General features: G+C 62.1%; 14 protein-coding genes. 7 read left to right on the forward strand and 7 right to left on the reverse strand.

Annotation, left to right across the window (positions count from 1 at the left end):
* Positions 1-161 precede the first annotated feature (161 nt).
* Both ACZYOF_RS36190 and ACZYOF_RS36195 read right to left on the reverse strand, forming a co-directional pair.
* Positions 162-911 (reverse strand): DUF2927 domain-containing protein, encoded by a 750-nt coding sequence (locus tag ACZYOF_RS36190; RefSeq protein WP_463718752.1) that lies wholly within the window; start codon positions 909-911, stop codon positions 162-164.
* Positions 912-1,041: 130 nt separating this feature from the next.
* Positions 1,042-1,614: a L,D-transpeptidase gene (locus ACZYOF_RS36195; protein ID WP_130584357.1), complete on the reverse strand. Its 573-nt coding sequence runs from the start codon at positions 1,612-1,614 to the stop codon at positions 1,042-1,044.
* Positions 1,615-1,867: 253 nt separating this feature from the next.
* Between ACZYOF_RS36195 and ACZYOF_RS36200 the strand changes: the two genes are divergently transcribed.
* A complete protein-coding gene (locus ACZYOF_RS36200; RefSeq protein WP_463718753.1) occupies positions 1,868-3,415 on the forward strand; it encodes an acetolactate synthase large subunit in 1,548 nt (515 codons plus the stop codon).
* Positions 3,416-3,436: 21 nt separating this feature from the next.
* On the opposite strand, the gene ACZYOF_RS36205 is transcribed toward ACZYOF_RS36200, so the two are convergent.
* Both ACZYOF_RS36205 and ACZYOF_RS36210 read right to left on the reverse strand, forming a co-directional pair.
* The gene (locus ACZYOF_RS36205) at positions 3,437-4,471 is read right to left on the reverse strand and encodes an HWE histidine kinase domain-containing protein (protein ID WP_463718754.1); all 1,035 of its coding nucleotides are present in this window, start codon (positions 4,469-4,471) and stop codon (positions 3,437-3,439) included.
* A gap of 182 nt (positions 4,472-4,653) precedes the next feature.
* A complete protein-coding gene (locus ACZYOF_RS36210; protein ID WP_130578080.1) occupies positions 4,654-4,869 on the reverse strand; it encodes a hypothetical protein in 216 nt (71 codons plus the stop codon).
* Positions 4,870-5,318: 449 nt separating this feature from the next.
* Between ACZYOF_RS36210 and ACZYOF_RS36215 the strand changes: the two genes are divergently transcribed.
* Complete coding sequence (locus tag ACZYOF_RS36215) at positions 5,319-6,413, forward strand: filamentous hemagglutinin family protein (protein WP_463718755.1); 1,095 nt, start codon at positions 5,319-5,321, stop codon at positions 6,411-6,413.
* A 166-nt stretch (positions 6,414-6,579) separates the two neighbouring features.
* Here ACZYOF_RS36215 and ACZYOF_RS36220 read toward each other — a convergent pair whose 3' ends face one another.
* A complete protein-coding gene (locus ACZYOF_RS36220) occupies positions 6,580-7,416 on the reverse strand; it encodes a DUF3108 domain-containing protein (RefSeq protein ID WP_463718756.1) in 837 nt (278 codons plus the stop codon).
* A gap of 535 nt (positions 7,417-7,951) precedes the next feature.
* Here ACZYOF_RS36220 and ACZYOF_RS36225 point away from each other — a divergent pair.
* From ACZYOF_RS36225 to ACZYOF_RS36240, 4 genes are all read left to right on the forward strand, one after another.
* Positions 7,952-8,398: a (2Fe-2S)-binding protein gene (locus tag ACZYOF_RS36225; RefSeq protein WP_463718757.1), complete on the forward strand. Its 447-nt coding sequence runs from the start codon at positions 7,952-7,954 to the stop codon at positions 8,396-8,398.
* Complete coding sequence (locus tag ACZYOF_RS36230) at positions 8,398-10,584, forward strand: xanthine dehydrogenase family protein molybdopterin-binding subunit (protein ID WP_463718758.1); 2,187 nt, start codon at positions 8,398-8,400, stop codon at positions 10,582-10,584. The genes ACZYOF_RS36225 and ACZYOF_RS36230 overlap by 1 nt, the downstream gene beginning before the upstream one ends.
* Before the next feature lie 345 nt (positions 10,585-10,929).
* Positions 10,930-11,679, forward strand: a complete 750-nt coding sequence (locus ACZYOF_RS36235) for a tetratricopeptide repeat protein (RefSeq protein WP_463718759.1) — start codon at positions 10,930-10,932, stop codon at positions 11,677-11,679.
* Between the two features lie 441 nt (positions 11,680-12,120).
* Positions 12,121-12,714, forward strand: coding sequence for a TetR/AcrR family transcriptional regulator (locus ACZYOF_RS36240; protein ID WP_463718760.1), 594 nt, complete (start codon positions 12,121-12,123; stop codon positions 12,712-12,714).
* A gap of 99 nt (positions 12,715-12,813) precedes the next feature.
* Here ACZYOF_RS36240 and ACZYOF_RS36245 read toward each other — a convergent pair whose 3' ends face one another.
* Complete coding sequence (locus tag ACZYOF_RS36245; protein ID WP_463718761.1) at positions 12,814-13,242, reverse strand: DUF2147 domain-containing protein; 429 nt, start codon at positions 13,240-13,242, stop codon at positions 12,814-12,816.
* A 315-nt stretch (positions 13,243-13,557) separates the two neighbouring features.
* Between ACZYOF_RS36245 and ACZYOF_RS36250 the strand changes: the two genes are divergently transcribed.
* Positions 13,558-14,472: an SDR family oxidoreductase gene (locus tag ACZYOF_RS36250; protein WP_463718762.1), complete on the forward strand. Its 915-nt coding sequence runs from the start codon at positions 13,558-13,560 to the stop codon at positions 14,470-14,472.
* Between the two features lie 362 nt (positions 14,473-14,834).
* Here the strand turns inward: ACZYOF_RS36250 and ACZYOF_RS36255 are convergent, their stop codons facing one another.
* Positions 14,835-15,458, reverse strand: coding sequence for a TetR/AcrR family transcriptional regulator (locus ACZYOF_RS36255; protein WP_463718763.1), 624 nt, complete (start codon positions 15,456-15,458; stop codon positions 14,835-14,837).
* Between the last annotated feature and the right edge of the window lie 185 nt (positions 15,459-15,643).

The raw sequence follows: 15,643 nt of genomic DNA on the forward strand, positions 1-15,643 counted from the left end.
GCATTGCGCTCGCCCGTAAGCTCCTGGTCCGCCTCAACGCCAAAGCACGCGAGGCGCGTGCCGCTTACGCCAATGCAACTTGACAATCCAGATAGTCGCTCATCCGGCGCGCATTGCATGCGCGCCAACTTCTCCCACAAGGGGAGAAGGGAAGAGCCTCCTCACTCCGGCAAATTGTTCACCTTCTTCACCCAGGCGCGGACGTCGGCGAGGACGTCGGGCAGCACGGCCTTGACGTCCTGCACGGTCATGCCGGCCTTGATGCGGGGATCGTAGAGCAGGTTGAGGATGTACTGGTCGTAGACGTCGAAATAGCCCATCGAGACGTTGTCGTTGAACATGGTCCAGGGCACGCTAGAGGTGTCGTTGATCGGGCCGAGCGACTGCAGCAGTTCCTCATAGGCGCAATCGAAGAAGACGAAGTCGCCGTTGTCGACCGTGAGGATCACGTCCGAATGCTCGATCTCGAAATTGTCGTTCTTGCGAAAGCCGCTCAGGCATTGCGGGTCGAGCGAGGAGCGGATCTCTTTCGCCCGCTCGCTGCCATAGAAGGTCGTGATGGTGCGATAGAGATCGCGGTCGCGTACCAGCTTCACCCTCACATTGGCGATCTCGCTGCTCTCGGTCATGGCGATGTCGAGATGCTGGACCTTGGCGGCGATGTCGCCGACGATCTTTCCGAGCTGCGCCTTGCGGTCGGCGCGGGTGCCATCGGCGAACACCCTGATCGGGGAGTCATATTTGCGGATGCGGTCGACGCGGCCGGCAAGGTGGTACTCGGCGCCGAACGCCGTCTTCATGAAGCCTTCGATGATCTCGCTATCGGTGAAGGCTCTCTTCTCGTTGCGCTGGCGCGCAGCGATCGATGGGTTCTCGCCCGACCATGCCGGCGGCGCAACGAGGCCGGGCATGATCGCGGCCGGGGCGATTGCAAGGACGAGGAAAGCTAGGATACGGCGAAGCGTGCACATCGCTATAACGCTGCCGCAATCACCGTGCGCGCGCAAGCTTGCTTGCGCACGGCAGCGCCGGTTCCCGTACCTAATTCTTGACGACGACAGTGGTGCCAACGGAAACGCGGCTATAGAGATCCACCACATCCTCGTTGGTCATGCGGAAGCAGCCGGACGATACCGCCTGTCCGATCGTCTCCGGCTCGTTCGAGCCGTGGATGCGGTAGAGCGTCGAGCCGAGATACAGCGCGCGGGCACCGAGCGGATTTTCTATGCCGCCGGCCATGTGGCGCGGCAGGTCGGGACGGCGCCGCAGCATCTGCGCCGGCGGCGTCCAGCTCGGCCATTCCTTCTTGGCGGTGACGCGATGGGTTCCGCCCCAGCGGAAGCCGTCGCGGCCGACCCCGATGCCATAGCGCAGCGCCTGGCCGTCATTGAGGACGAGATAGAGCCGCCGCTCGGCGGTGTTGATGACGATGGTGCCCGGCGCATAATGGCTCGGGTACATCACGGTCGCCCGTTGGATCGGGCTCGCGCCGGTGCCGAAGAAGTTCGGGCCTCCGCCCATGATGTCGCGGGTGTCGAAGAATTGGGCCTGCGCCTGACCGGCGCCTCCCAGCATCAAGAGCGCCGCCGCCAGCAAAACCCTGCCCCGTGTCATTGCCTTCCTCGCGTTATTTCCAACCTCACGAAAGTGAGGCCATAAGTTGTTCGAATGCGCAACCCACGCCGCCGTGAGCAACGGATTTTCGGACACCGCGGTTAAAAAAGGCAACACATCGGAAACGATGGCAGCAATGTCCCGCTAAACCTTTGACGAAACGGGCGAACAATGGTTGATCTGAGCCTGGGACGCCAGGCTTGAGACACTCGACTTGGGCCAACACAACATCGCGGGGATGCGGGAGCGAGACATGAATGGTGCGGAAAGTCTGGTGCGGACATTGGTCGCGGGCGGCGTCGACGTCTGCTTCACCAACCCCGGCACCTCGGAGATGCATTTCGTCGCCGCGCTGGATAGGGTCGAGGGCATGCGCTGCGTGCTCGGCCTGTTCGAGGGCGTGGTGACGGGGGCGGCCGACGGTTATTTCCGTATCAAGGAAACACCCGCTTCGACGCTGCTGCATCTGGGCCCCGGTCTCGCCAACGGCCTTGCCAACCTGCACAACGCCAAGAAGGCGAATTCCGGCATCGTCAACATCGTCGGCCAGCACGCGACCTACCACATCGCCTATAACGCGCCGCTGACCTCCGACATCGAGGGCCTGGCGCGGCCGATGTCGGCCTGGGTCAGGACCTCGCCGGATGCCAAGTCGGTCGCCGCCGATGGCGCTGCCGCGATTGCCGCTGCCAAGAGCGCGCCGCCGCAGATCGCGACCCTGATCCTGCCGGCCGACACCGCCTGGAACGAGGCCGACGGCATCGCGCAGGTCCCGGCGGAAACCCAGCGGCCGAACTATTCGGCCCAGGCGGTGGAAGCGGCGGCCAAGGTCTTGCGCGAAGGCAGCGCGCAGAACCTGTTGCTGCTGACGGGAAGCGCGCTGACCGAGCATGGGCTGGCGCTGGCGCAGCAGATCGCCGGCAAGACCGGCTGCAAGGTGATGGGCCAGACCTACAATCCGAAGATGGCCCGCGGCAGAGGCCGCTTCCTGATCGACCGCATTCCTTACGTGATCGAGCAGGCGCTGCCGATCCTCAAGGACTTCAAGAACATCGTGCTGGTCGAGGCCAACGACCCCGTCGCCTTCTTCGCCTACCCGAACAAGCCGAGCTTGTTGAAGCCGGAGGGTTGCGAGGTGCATCGCATGACCTCGGGCGGCGAGAATTCGGTGGCTGCGCTGGAGGCGCTCGCCGGCGCGCTTGGGGCCAAGCCGCAGGACGTCAAGCCGCAGAAGCTCGTCGAGCTTGCGAAGCCGACCGGTGCGCTGACGTTTGCCTCGATCGCGCAGGCGATCGCGTGCGCAATTCCGGAGAACGCAATCGTGGTCGATGAATCCATCACCACCGGCCGCGGCTTCTTCCCGCCGACGGCGGCCGCAGCGCCCCATGACTGGCTGCAGAACATGGGCGGCTCGATCGGCTTCTCGCCGCCGGTTGCGACCGGCGCTGCCGTAGCCGCTCCCGACCGCAAGGTGATCTGCATGGTCGGCGACGGCTCTTCGATGTACACGATCCAGGCGCTGTGGACGCAGGCGCGCGAGAACCTCAACGTCGTCACCATCGTGTTCGCCAATCGCATCTATCAGATCCTGCGCGGCGAGTTCGATGGCGTCGGCGCCGGCGAGCCGGGCAAGCGCGCGCAGGACATGCTGAAGATCGACCGGCCGACCATCGACTTCGTCTCGCTCGCCAAGGGCATGGGCGTGCCGGGCCGCGCGGTCGCGACTGCTGAGGAGTTCAACAAGGCGCTCGCGGAGGCGATCGCCGAGCCGGGACCGAGGCTGATCGAGGTGCAGATGTAAGGGGGCCGCTCGCGATTTGCCCTATGCCGCGATATCCGGGAAGCAGAACTCGCAGATCAGCCCCTCCGGCTCCCACTGCCGGGTGATGGTGCCGCTCAACGTGCGAACCACGCCGTCGACGGCGCCGACGCCAAATCCGGTCCGGGTGGGCGCGGCCACCTTGGGACCGCCGCTCTCCTGCCAGCGCAGGGAAAGGTTGGCGTTATCGGTCCGCCAACTGACGGCGATCTTTCCCGAGGGGCTAGAGAGCGAGCCATATTTGGCGGCGTTGGTGGCGAGCTCGTGCACGGAGACCGCGATCGCCTGCGCCACCGTGGCCGTCAGCCTCAAATCGCCGCCGTCGATCGCGACCCGCCTCGAGTCGTGTACCGCATAGGGCTTGAGCTCCTGTTCGATGATCGCGCGGATGTTGGCGCCGGTCCAGCGTGAGACCGAGAACAGCCGCTGCACATTGGCGAGCACGCTGAGGCGCCCCTGGAAGGCCGCCTGGAACTCCTGCGCGGTATCGGCCTTGGTCAGGCGCAGGATCGCCTGGATCACCGCGAGCAGATTGTTGGCGCGATGATCGACCTCCCAGGCGAGCCGCATCATGCGCTCCTCGGCCTGCTTGCGCATGGTGGTATCGACCAGCATGTTGACGGCGCCGATCAGCCGCCCCTCAGCGTCGCGCAAGGGTGTGGGATAGGGCATGAAGCAGATGCGCGAGCCGTCGGGCCGCTCGGCGATTGCTTCCATGTTGCGGACCGGGCGGTTCTCACGAAGCGCGACCGCCATCGGACACTCCCCATGCGGAAGCGGCGTGCCGTCCGGGCGGAACAGCTTCCAGCTCACGCACCACATGTCGCCGATGGCAGGCACATGTCCGGCAAACTCGATGCAGGCCTCGTTGAAGAAGGTGATGCGGCCTTCCGCATCCGTCGTGTAGATCGCGGCGGGCAGCGCCTGAAGCACATCGCGAAACTGCTGCTCGTCGGTGTCGGCGCTGATGGCGGTGTGATGCGCCAGGATCTTTTCGATCTCTGCTTCTTCTTCCGAATCGTCAAAGAGGTTCAGCATCACACGTCCATGCCCGCAGGTCTTCAGCCGGTAATTCGACACCAAGGGAAATGTTCCTCCCGGTGCGTGCAGTGGCCTGCAAATTCAGTGGAAATCCGGACGGAAGGACGGTGAGCACAGCGACGAGGGCACATCAAAAAAGGCCGCCCCGAAGGACGGCCTTGATCCCCATGAATCCTGTCTTACTGATGCATCGTGTCTTCGCCGGATTTCTTCGACGACTTCTTGGCCACCTTCTTCGAGCTCTTCTTCGGCGCCATTTTCGACGCATCATCCTTGCTCGCATTGTCGCTCTGTGCCGCTTGGCCAGTCGCGCCGCCGGCCTTGTCGGTGGTCTGTGCTGAAGCGGCCGACGAAATGAACGCCAGTGCGGTGGCGGCGATAATCAGTCTACGCATAGGATGGTTCTCCCAAGTTGGCCCCCGGCCTTCAACGGAACCGCGATGCGTCCGGTTCCGTTGCCGCGATCAGCAGTCCGTGAGCGGCGCGTGAACTCGACGCTGGAAGGCGCGAGGCTGGAACCCGCGGTGCCTGCCGGAGGTTCTGGCTCCGGCAGCCGGCCAGTCGATCACTCTTCTCGGTGCCTCGCTGGAAGTGACGGCCGGCCGCAACGTCTTCCAGTCCGATCCGGGGACGCTGGTCAATGGTCCGTTTTCCAGCGTCGGGCCGCTGGTCGCGGGGGATCTGCGTCCCGGCGCCGATATTGTCCTGCAGGCCGGCGTTGGATCGAGCGGTCCGGACTACGCTGCTCTTGCAGCGCGCTATCTCGATCCGGCCAACCTCGCGCAGCCCGGTGTCCCTCTGGCCGATCAACCCGGCAAGGTCGCGAAGATCTACGAAGCCGAATTTGAGCACATGGCTCAAGGGTCGGTTCGGCTTCCAGGGCACGGTCGAGCAGGCGATCGCTTTTTTCGATGCGCTTCCGGTCGAACAACGCGCGATCTTCCTGCGCCAGGTCTACTTCGCCGAGCTGCGCGAAGGCGGCCGCGAATACAACGATCCGAACAGCATGCGCTTCAACTCCTATCTGCGCGGCCGCGAGGCGATCGCCATGCTGTTCCCCGAGACGGACGCCAATGGCAATCCGACCGAGCGCAAGGGGGACATCACCATCTTCGGAGGGTCGAGTATCCGCACCAACTTCGGCGGCAACATCCAGATGCTCGCGCCGAACGGGCAGATCATCGTCGGCGTGGAAGGCACGGTGCCGCCGTCAAGTGCGGGTATCATCACGCAGGGCGAGGGCGACATTCAGATGTATTCCAAGGGCAGCGTGCTGCTCGGCCTGTCGCGCATCATGACCACCTTCGGCGGAGATATCTTGATCTGGTCGGCGGAAGGCGACATCAACGCCGGCCGCGGCGCAAAGAGCGCGATCGTCTACACGCCGGCAAGGCGCGTCTATGACGATTATGGCGGCGTGACCCTGTCGCCGAATGTGCCGTCCTCAGGTGCGGGCATCGCGACCCTCAACCCGATCCCGGGCATTCCTGCGGGCAATGTCGATCTGATCGCACCGCTCGGCACGATCGATGCGGGCGAGGCGGGCATCCGCTCCTCGGGTAACGTCAACCTCGCGGCGCTGCAGATCCTCAACGCCGCCAATATCCAGGCGCAGGGCAATACGACCGGTGTGCCCACAATCCAGGCCCCGAACATCGGCGGTCTCACCGAGGCGTCGAACACCGCCGGCGCCGCCCAACAGGTGGCGAAACCGGCCCAGACCGGAACCGCAGAACAGCCCTCGATCATCATCGTCGAATTCCTCGGCTTCGGCGGCGGTGATGGTGCTGCGCCGAATAGCAATGACGACGAGCGTTCGCGCAAAATGCAGGGGCGGCAGACATACAACACAAACGGAGCGGTGCAGGTCTTGGGTCACGGTGACCTGACCGATCAGGAGAAAGAGCTCCTGAATGATGAGGAGAAGCGGAAACTTTAGCGCCCACGGCGGCTGGCGCGATGGGCTGCTTGCGGCTCGATCATGATCCGATTAGACGGAATCGGATCATGATCTCATCTCTTTGTTTGAGCATGATCTTTTCGGAAAACCGGTTTCCACTTTTCCGGATCATGCTCTAATTGGCTGGGTTCGTCATCGGACTGCTTCAATTGCGCGTGCCGACGGGCAGTGATTGCGTCTTGTGTTCCTCGAGCTTTATGACTCCGGTACCCAACGGCATGGGTACGGTCGCCGAGACTAACATGACCATTGAAGTGCCCCTCACCGGAGCCAGGCGAACTTCGATACCCTGGTTGGCGACCATGAATTTTGTCATCGACGAATTTGGGTCGTGACCCGCGAGAGGGACGAACCGCGCGGAGCATACGGCCGCGGGACCGGAATAGCCTCGGGTCTTGAGTTGCTCCGTCCTGAGGTAAGAGAGGGTTATATCCGCCCGGAAAACACCGTTGAACACGCGCAAGGTTCGGTTGCAGGAGGAGGGGCCCACTCCATCGTCACCGGGCGGAACAGTCAGTATGAGTGCGCTAACGGGATCGACCACATTTTGCTTGTATTCTTCCTTCAAAGGAACCAGTGCAGGGTTATCTTCGATCGGTGGATCAATCTCGGTGGTTTGCGCGTTGCCGCCCTTGAGCGACACCCGTATGCTTTGCGCTCTGCCGGTCCCGACTTGGCTGGTCGTGAAGTGCGAGGGAAGAAGGGCTCCTTCGCGGACAAGCCCATTCGCCTTCATGTTGATCTTATACGACATAGCGACTCTCGCGGCGCCCGTTAGCTGGGCATCAAGGTCAGCTTGGTAGGATGACGCGCCAATGTCGTTCGCCGTCTTAACCTCGCCGACCCGAACCCCCAGATAAGCCAGCGAATACCGCGCATAGACCGTCGCAGCCATGGCCGATTGAGGGATTGGCCATGATACCGCAACGGCCATAAGCGCCGCGATCGTTCGCCTGGCTGGTTTCCCTGCCCAATCGATCATTGTTCGACCTCTTTCTGCGAGCGCGCCAGCGCCGCGTAGTAACTTGGTTCCTTGCCTCGGCCTTGCATTCAAAGTTCGTTCCGGTCGAAGGAGGCTGCCATCCGGATTCAACTTTGTCCGATCTGAGGCGCAAATAGCGCTAAGCCGGGCGCCACCAAGTGCCGAGAGTGGAGGTGTTGTGAATTCGCCTCGGCACGGCGGCAAGTTGGTGACCCGCGTCGCTCTCACAGCCGCGGGGGTCGACTGATCCACGATGGGCTCGAAGCAATCGCATGGCATTCCCCCGGAACAATAGACGGAATGATCGATCTATTATCGAGGACGAATTTTAGCGTCAAGAGAATTAGACCGGTCGCTCTATTTAAGGGGGCCTGAGTCCAACTCGAAAGCGACTAAAGATATTGTGTACGCGCCAAATGGCCACATAAAAGCTCAACCTCTGGGCTTGTTGTTGCACTGAGTGCGATATAAAATTTACACTTGGTGCAATTATTTAGCCGCTCCGCCGCGGGCCGGGGCGGAGGCAAGGAGCGCGGTGATGAAGCTCAACGTCAATGGAAACGACCGGAACTTCGACGGCGATGTCCGCATGCCGTTGCTCTGGGCCATCCGCGATCATCTCGGGTTGACCGGGACGAAGTACGGTTGCGGCGTCGCCCAATGCGGAGCCTGTACGGTTCATGCGGACGGGCAGGCTCTGCGTTCGTGCTCGATTTCCGTAGCCGACGCGCAAGGCATGAGGATCAGGACGATCGAGGGGTTGGGGGCAGACCATCGCCTGCTTGCCGCTTGGGTCAAGCACGACGTTCCGCAATGCGGCTACTGCCAGTCCGGCCAGATCATGCAAGCCGCCGCGCTGCTTGAAGCGATCTCTAAGCCCACCGACGCCGACATTGACAGTGCCATGAGCGGCAACATCTGCCGATGCGGGACCTATCAGCGCATCAGAGCGGCGATCAAGGATGCGGCAGGAGTCGCGTGATGTCCGAACGTAAATCCGAAGAACGGTCGTCGCGATCGCCCGCGCTCACCCGCCGGCGTCTGGTCTTGGGCGGCAGCCTGTTGGGCGGGGCGCTGGTGGTCGGTTACACGGCGGGAAACATAGGAGCCGTTGCGTCCGGCGCGCTGAGCATCGGCGCGCAAAGCCCGGATCCAAGCGCGTTCGGGCCGTTCATCAAGATCGACGAAGCGGGCTGGGTTACCGTCGTCAACAAGTATCAGGAGATGGGGCAGGGCATCCACGCGGGCCTCGCGGCAATCGTCGCGGAAGAACTCGACGCGGATTGGGAAAAAGTCAGGCTCGAGTCGTCCCCCGCAAATGCCGCCATCTACAAGAACACGGTGATGGGAATCCAGGCTACCGCGGGCTCGAGCGCCATCGCAGGCTCGTGGGACCAGCTTCGCCACGCCGGTGCCGCCGCGCGCGCGATGTTCGTGCAGGCTGCTGCCGGAAAGTGGGGCGTACCCGTCGCCTCGATCAGCGTACGAAGCGGCGTCGTACATCACGCCGGTTCGGACCGTCGGGAAACTTTCGTTGAGTTGCTCGCTGACGCGGCGAAGGTCACTCCGCCGGCGAATCCGACGCTCAAGGATCCCAAGGACTACAAATTGATCGGAACGGATCTTGTGCGCCGCAAGGATAGCCTATCCAAGAGCAACGGTACTGCGCGTTACACGCAGGATGTCCAGCTTCCGCGCATGCTCACGGCAATGGTCGCCCACCCTCCCCGTTTCGGAGGCAAGCTCGCCAGCTTCGACGCCGGCGCGGCCCGAAGAATACCCGGCGTGGTGGACGTGTTCGAGATCGCGAGTGGCGTGGCGGTGGTTGCGGAAGACACCTGGTCCGCGCGCCGCGGGCGCGACGCGCTCAAGATCACTTGGGACGACGCAAAGGCCGAGACGCGTTCGTCGGACGAACTGCGGGCTCTCTACCACGATATCGCCAACGGCAAAACCGATGTGACGGGCGCGGCGTTCCAGACCGTCGGCAATGTCGAGCGGGCCTTCGATGGAGAACTTTTCGAAACGTCGTTCGACTTCCCGTATCTCGCACATGCTCCGATGGAGCCGATGAACTGCGTCGCCCGGGTCGACGGACACAAGGTGAAGCTGACATTCGCGTCGCAAGTACAGACCATGGACCAGATCAATGCCGCGCTGACGGCGATCTCGCTGCCCGGCATGGTCGAGATCGAAACGCTGCCGGCGGGCGGATCGTTTGGACGTCGGGGCATCATGACGTCCGACTACGTTGTCGAATGCGTCAACATTGCCCGTCACGTGGGCGGCGGCAGGCCGGTCAAGCTCGTCTGGACGCGAGAAGACGACATGACTTCAGGATACTACCGGCCGATGGTTCACCACAGGATTTCCATCAAGTGCGGCGACGCAGGCCTTCCGGCTGCCTGGCGCCATCACGCCGTGGCGCAGGCGCTGATTCCGTTCGGCGCCAACGAACTCGCTGTCGAGGGCATCAAGAATTCGCCGTACCTTGCCGTCGCGGCCGTGGTCGATGGCAAGGTTTTCACGCCGAAGCTCGCCGTGCCTCCGGCATTCTGGCGCTCGGTCGGCAACTCTCACACGGCCATGGTCCTCGAACATACAGTCGACCAACTCGCGCGTCGGGCCAAACGCGATCCGGCCGAGTACCGCCGCGCAATCTATGCGAAGGCAGGCGATGTCCGTCGGCTCGCCGTATTGGAGCTTGTCTGCAAGAAGGCCGGTTGGGCCGGCCCGATCGAAGCCGGGTGGGCACGTGGGCTCGCCGTTCACGAATGCTTCGGTACCGTCGTCGCCCAGGTGGCCGAAGTATCCATGCGCGGAGGAATCCCGAAAGTGCGCCGCGTGGTCTGCGCGGTTGATTGCGGCGTCGCCGTAGCTCCGAACCAGATTGCCGCGCAGATGGAGGGTGGGGTCTGCTTCGGACTGAGCGCCGCGCTCTACGGCCGCATAACGCTTGATCGCGGCGTTCCGCAGGAAACGAACTTCGACGGTTACAGGGTTCTTCGCATGGACGAGGCGCCTTCCGTCGAAACCTACATCGTGCCTTCGCGGAGGAACCCGACGGGTGTGGGCGAACCCGGTGTGCCATTGATCGCTCCCGCCGTGGCCAACGCGATTCTGAGCCTCACCGGAAGGGCGACGACCGGTCTTCCGTTCGTCACGTGATCTTGGGAGCGAAATCGTCCCTCAGCAATACCTTTGAACCGAACGTCTGCCTCGAACCGCTTCGTCGAGAGCCACACATCTCGCACGATTTCCTCTCATTTATCGAAGGAGAGTTGCCATGAAGTTCGACCGTCGGAGTCTCATTCGTTGCCTTGCGGCGGCTGTCCTCAATCTTCAGTCGATCGCAGTTGCGCACGGGGAATCGTCAGCGACCCGCGGGGACCATCAGCTGGTTTCCCTCGAATCGGAGGGCGACATCCGCGGGGTCCTGGTGACGATGGTGCGCTCGTGACGGCCGGTCGTCTTCAGCGTGGCCACCTCCGGGGTACGTTGCGGACCGGCTTGGTGGCCGCTGCGGACCACATCGAAGCACAGACGAACCTCGGCCCGATGAAGACAGCTTCGATCGACTTGGCGCTTAACCTGCTGGATGCCGATAGCGTCTCCGACAAGTTGGATGATCTAAAGAATAGATTTCCCATTGTCGTGACCCTCCTCGAGAGGCATGGGGCACCCTTGCCGACGTTGCGTCAGTTCGGATCGATGTGTTGTAGGGCAGAGAATTACGAACTGGCCGTGGAGGCGTTCGTCGCGGCCCTTTCCCTGGCGCCGACCGACGTCCGGCTGTGGCGCGACCTTTCGAGCGTCTATGAATGCCTCTCCCGCGACGACTTGGCCGAGACCTGCTTGTGCAAAGCGTTGGAGCTGGAGATCGTCCACGCCGACATCTGGCTCCGACTAGCGATTCTTGCCGGCAGGAGAGGCGACGTCGAAGAGTCGGAAGAAGCTTTCCTCTCCGCGCTCGCTCTCGATCCGAGCCTTGCGGAGGCCAGCGTCGGCTTGGGCGCGCTCTATCTGAAGGTTGGTCGCTACGAAGACGCGGCCGAGCACTTCAGCAACGGAATCGAGCACGGGGACGCGAGCGGATACGTCGGCCTGGGGCGTGCCACCTACATGCTCGCGGAGTTTGCGAAATGCGCCGAAGCCTTCGAGAAGGCGGCGACATTCGGTCCGATCGAGGTGAACGACTTCCAGCAATACGCCCGGGCGCGGACCTATGCCGCGTTCTCGTCGGCAATGCCGAGCAAGCCGTGACCGCCTATACCACCTTGGCAGGCGTCGTCGTGGAACGAATCGAGGATACTAACACTGCGAGCCAGCGCGAACCCGGATGCAACGGCCGCCCAAATCGCCGGGGCTGCCGAGCGCTCAAAAGCCTCGCCGGCGTCTTGAGATACTGATTGCGTCCGCTGCAAAGCAGCGCTGTGACTCCAGTGGATTGACGTTCGGCGAGAAGGCGAATTTGCCCGGACTCCCGCACTCGCTTCGCAAGGTTGTGCATACAGACTCTGCTATTGTCCGCGGCTTGCTCTTCGCATCCTGACGGCCTATCCCAGCAGCGAAGACCGGCCGTTGTCTGAAGAAGGAAACCATGCGCTCTTGACCTTACTGGACAGAGAATCGCACTATGCGCAAGAATCCATTATTGCACTCGATGAAGGTCACCAAGGGCTGAAATTCATGCGACAATAGGTCATGAAGAACACATCTCCGAAGGAAGAGGGGGTTCGCGAACGCAAAAGGCGCGAAACCCTGCAACGCATAGCCGAAACGGGTCTGCAACTGTTTGTGAAGCACGGCTACGACGCGACCACTCTCGAGACAATCGCGGAAGCTTCGGGAATTTCGCGAAGGACCTTCTTCTACTACTTCAAGTCCAAGGAGGAGATTGTGCTCGCTTGGCAGCGGGGACTGGCGGAGGCGCTCAGGAGCGTGGTTTTGGAACAGTCCACCAAGCAGCCCCCGCTTGAAGCAGTGAAGAATGCTCTATTGAAACTCACGGCGCGTTATCACTCTGACAAGAGCATCATGATCGACAAGCTGATGCGCTCGAACGAAGCATTGGCGGCCCGGACCCACGCCAAATATGTCGAGAGCGAGCAGGCCGTATTCGAGGCGCTCTGCATCATGTGGCCGGAACCGAAGCGACGGAAGGCGTTGCGCGCGGTCGCCATGATGTCGATCGGCGCGATGCGTCTGGCGCTCGAGGCGTGGGGCACCGAGGAGGGAAAACGCCCTCTCTCGGCCTATCTCCGCGATTCGTTCGCGAACTTGAAGGCCGAGCTCTGAGCTTTCGCGCTGAGAGGTCGGCTCTTCCGATGATGCTATTCCGAGCCGCAGGCGGGAATGTTGCCCGATACCGGGAGCTTTCGTCGTCCGGCGCCGCTGTCAGGATTTCGGGCCCGCCGCCCCCGCCGCCCTTCTGAAAACAACTGTTCGGCCGAGAAGCGAAACTCCCATGTGGCCGCGCAGACGGAGTTCGCCTTCGGCGACTTCTGCATCGCAGTTGTAAGTTTGTCCCGAACGGCCGTCATACAGCGTACCTCCGGTATACTTCCCGTCCTTCCACGTAAGTCCCTTGATCATCACAATTCCCTTCAGAGATCTCGACCGTAGCGACGGATCTGGATTGTGGGCGTCGAGCTTGAACGTCTTACCGTCGGCCTCGACGACTTTGTCGCCCCAGAGCAGGCGCGCATTGTATTCTGGGCCGGCATTGAACATGTCGATTTTGAGGCTGTCGGTTTCCCATATGCCGACGATATCATCGGGCTTCTTGCTTTGGGCCAAGGCACCGGTGGTGCCTGCGATGAGCATGGAGACGATTCCTGCTGCGGCTAACGCTTTCCAACTCGGCATTGCAGATCCTTTCGAAAAACTCGCACTGAGTGTAGTAAATGTATTACACTAAGTGTAATTATTCAAGCGCCACCCGGGGTGAGCAGTTGCGCGGCCGCTCTCTGAATATTAAATAGATCGAATGATCGATCTAATATAAGCGACGAATGGACGAATCGGGTGCTGGGTTGCTCGCTGTGTTGAGAAGGCCCCGAAGGCCGGTGCGGCGGTGGTCGCGTCGTTGACGCAGCGAACGCAATGAGCCTTCGGGCGTCGAGATCCAAAGGAATCGATATGGCAAAGTGGACTACGGCCGACATGCCATCGCTGCACGGCCGATCCGTCGTCGTAACCGGCACGGGAGGGCTCGGCTTCGAAGACGCTCTGGCGCTTGCTCGCGCCGGTGCGGAGGTCATCGTGGCCGGGCGCAACCCTGCCAAGGGTGCGGAGGCATTGGCCCGCATCCGCGAGGCAGTGCCGCAGGCGAATGCTGGCTTCGAGGAGCTGGACCTTGCGAATCTGATTTCGATCGCCGCCTTTAGCGAGCGGCTGCGCGGCACGCGCGCCAGCCTCGACGTGCTCATCAACAACGCCGGGGTGATGGTCCCGCCGGTTCGGCGCGTGACCTCGGACGGGTTCGAGCTTCAATTCGGGACCAACTATCTCGGCCACTTCGCGCTCACGGCCGGACTGATGCCGTTGCTTCGCAAGGGCCGCGACCCGCGCGTGGTGACGATATCCAGTGTCGCGGCGCGCAATGGCAAGATCGACTTCGACAACCTCCAGGGGGAGCGCGATTACAAGCCGATGGCGATCTACAGCCAGTCGAAGCTGGCCGACTTGATGTTCGCGCTTGAGCTTCAGCGCCGCAGTGATCGCGGCCGCTGGGGTGTCGCCAGCCTCGCGGCCCATCCCGGCGTCTCGCGCACCGATTTGCTGCCCAATGGTGCCGGGCGAAGCAGCATCTTCGGTCTTACGCGGCGGCTTTTCTGGTTTATGTTCCAGCCGGCTGCGCAAGGCGCGCTGCCGACCCTCTTCGCCGCCACCTCGCCCGACGCGCGTCCCGGCACGTACTATGGGCCCGACAAAATGAACGAGATGCGTGGACACCCGGCGGAGGCGAAGCTGCCGCCCCAGGCCAAGGACGCCGAAGTCGCTTTCCGCCTGTGGGAAGTCTCCGAACGGCTCTGCCGCGTCCAGTTCGGGTAGGCCGCGCCATGAGCAAAATGCGTTCCCGCCTCGCTAGGCGGCGCGATCCTGACGGCTGGGCTCGCTGGCTGCGGCCAGCGACTTGTCGGCGTCAGTCCGTCATTGTCACCGGTGCAGCGTGACGAGGTGCAACGCCAAGCGATCCGGCCGCCGATCGAGCGCGACGCGGACTTCGAGACGGTCGCTGTCGATCCGTTCGATGAAGCGGTGTCCCGACGATCGTGAGCGAACTCGCAACCTTCGTGCCGCACCCCGCAAGTCCAATAGGTCACTGATCGGTGTTTGCCGAATCAGCCTTTGCTGGAATGGGGGGCAAGACCTTTTTTGCGGGTACGTCGTGGCGTACCAACGTCCCGGCCCGATCATGGACGCGAGCGGGAAGGTGGTGTTGATTTCGGTGCCTTTTGCGTCGGTGAACGGAGAAGTCCCGTCAATATCGACTTGAATGTGTCTTGAACCTTTTTAACGTCGGATCGCGACGCGCGAAGGGTCATCGCTTTCGCTGCGTCAACAAGGCCGATTACCGCCGTCGCCCCAGCCTCCGGATCCAATTTGGGATCGATTTCGCCTCGCCTTTGTCCGTGACGTAGGACTTCCGCCATCACGCCACGCCTGCTTAGGTCGTATGTCCGCAATATCTTCGCTATTTCGGGGTTGCGCGCACTCTCGGCGAAGACTTCGAACAGAAGCGCGAGTTTGGCCGGCTGGCTCCCTTTCGCCTGCATGTCCATTTCGGAAAGAATCGCATTGATTACCGAGCGATCTCCGCCAACTGCTGCTCTAAAGCGTTCCGCTGCCGTCTGAAGGTATGCCTCTGACAGTGCTCCAATGATCGCTTCCTTGCTCTCGAAATAATGATAGAGGTGCCCAGGGCTGATCTTTGCTTCGGAGCATATTTGGGCCGTGGAGGCTCCCTTGAGTCCGCTCCGCAAAAAGCAGCGCATCGCCGCCGTCAAAATTTCCTGACGCTTATTTTCGTGCTTCACAGGGTCGAGTTTCCGCATAAGTGCCCTATAAGCCGAAGTAATCGCTGTTACAAACGAATTAGTCTTACTGCGTCACGAGTTTTCGTCGCGTGTTTGGAGCTGGGTGGCGCCACAGCAGGGACATCTCTGTAAGGTGCTGATCAGCGCTCGGATCAAGCGCAGCCGCATGGTCGCGATCGAGTTTG

It is taken from the genome of Bradyrhizobium sp. LeoA1Lang (assembly GCF_055413685.1).

Coding starts and splice junctions, on each gene's coding strand:
- ACZYOF_RS36210 (WP_130578080.1), bottom strand. CDS start 4,869: ATGCGTAGACTGATTATCGCCGCCACCGCACTGGCGTTCATTTCGTCG.
- ACZYOF_RS36230 (WP_463718758.1), top strand. CDS start 8,398: ATGTCCGAACGTAAATCCGAAGAACGGTCGTCGCGATCGCCCGCGCTC.
- ACZYOF_RS36190 (WP_463718752.1), bottom strand. CDS start 911: ATGCCCGGCCTCGTTGCGCCGCCGGCATGGTCGGGCGAGAACCCATCG.
- ACZYOF_RS36220 (WP_463718756.1), bottom strand. CDS start 7,416: ATGATCGATTGGGCAGGGAAACCAGCCAGGCGAACGATCGCGGCGCTT.
- ACZYOF_RS36200 (WP_463718753.1), top strand. CDS start 1,868: ATGAATGGTGCGGAAAGTCTGGTGCGGACATTGGTCGCGGGCGGCGTC.
- ACZYOF_RS36240 (WP_463718760.1), top strand. CDS start 12,121: ATGAAGAACACATCTCCGAAGGAAGAGGGGGTTCGCGAACGCAAAAGG.
- ACZYOF_RS36250 (WP_463718762.1), top strand. CDS start 13,558: ATGGCAAAGTGGACTACGGCCGACATGCCATCGCTGCACGGCCGATCC.
- ACZYOF_RS36205 (WP_463718754.1), bottom strand. CDS start 4,471: ATGCTGAACCTCTTTGACGATTCGGAAGAAGAAGCAGAGATCGAAAAG.
- ACZYOF_RS36245 (WP_463718761.1), bottom strand. CDS start 13,242: ATGCTCATCGCAGGCACCACCGGTGCCTTGGCCCAAAGCAAGAAGCCC.
- ACZYOF_RS36195 (WP_130584357.1), bottom strand. CDS start 1,614: ATGACACGGGGCAGGGTTTTGCTGGCGGCGGCGCTCTTGATGCTGGGA.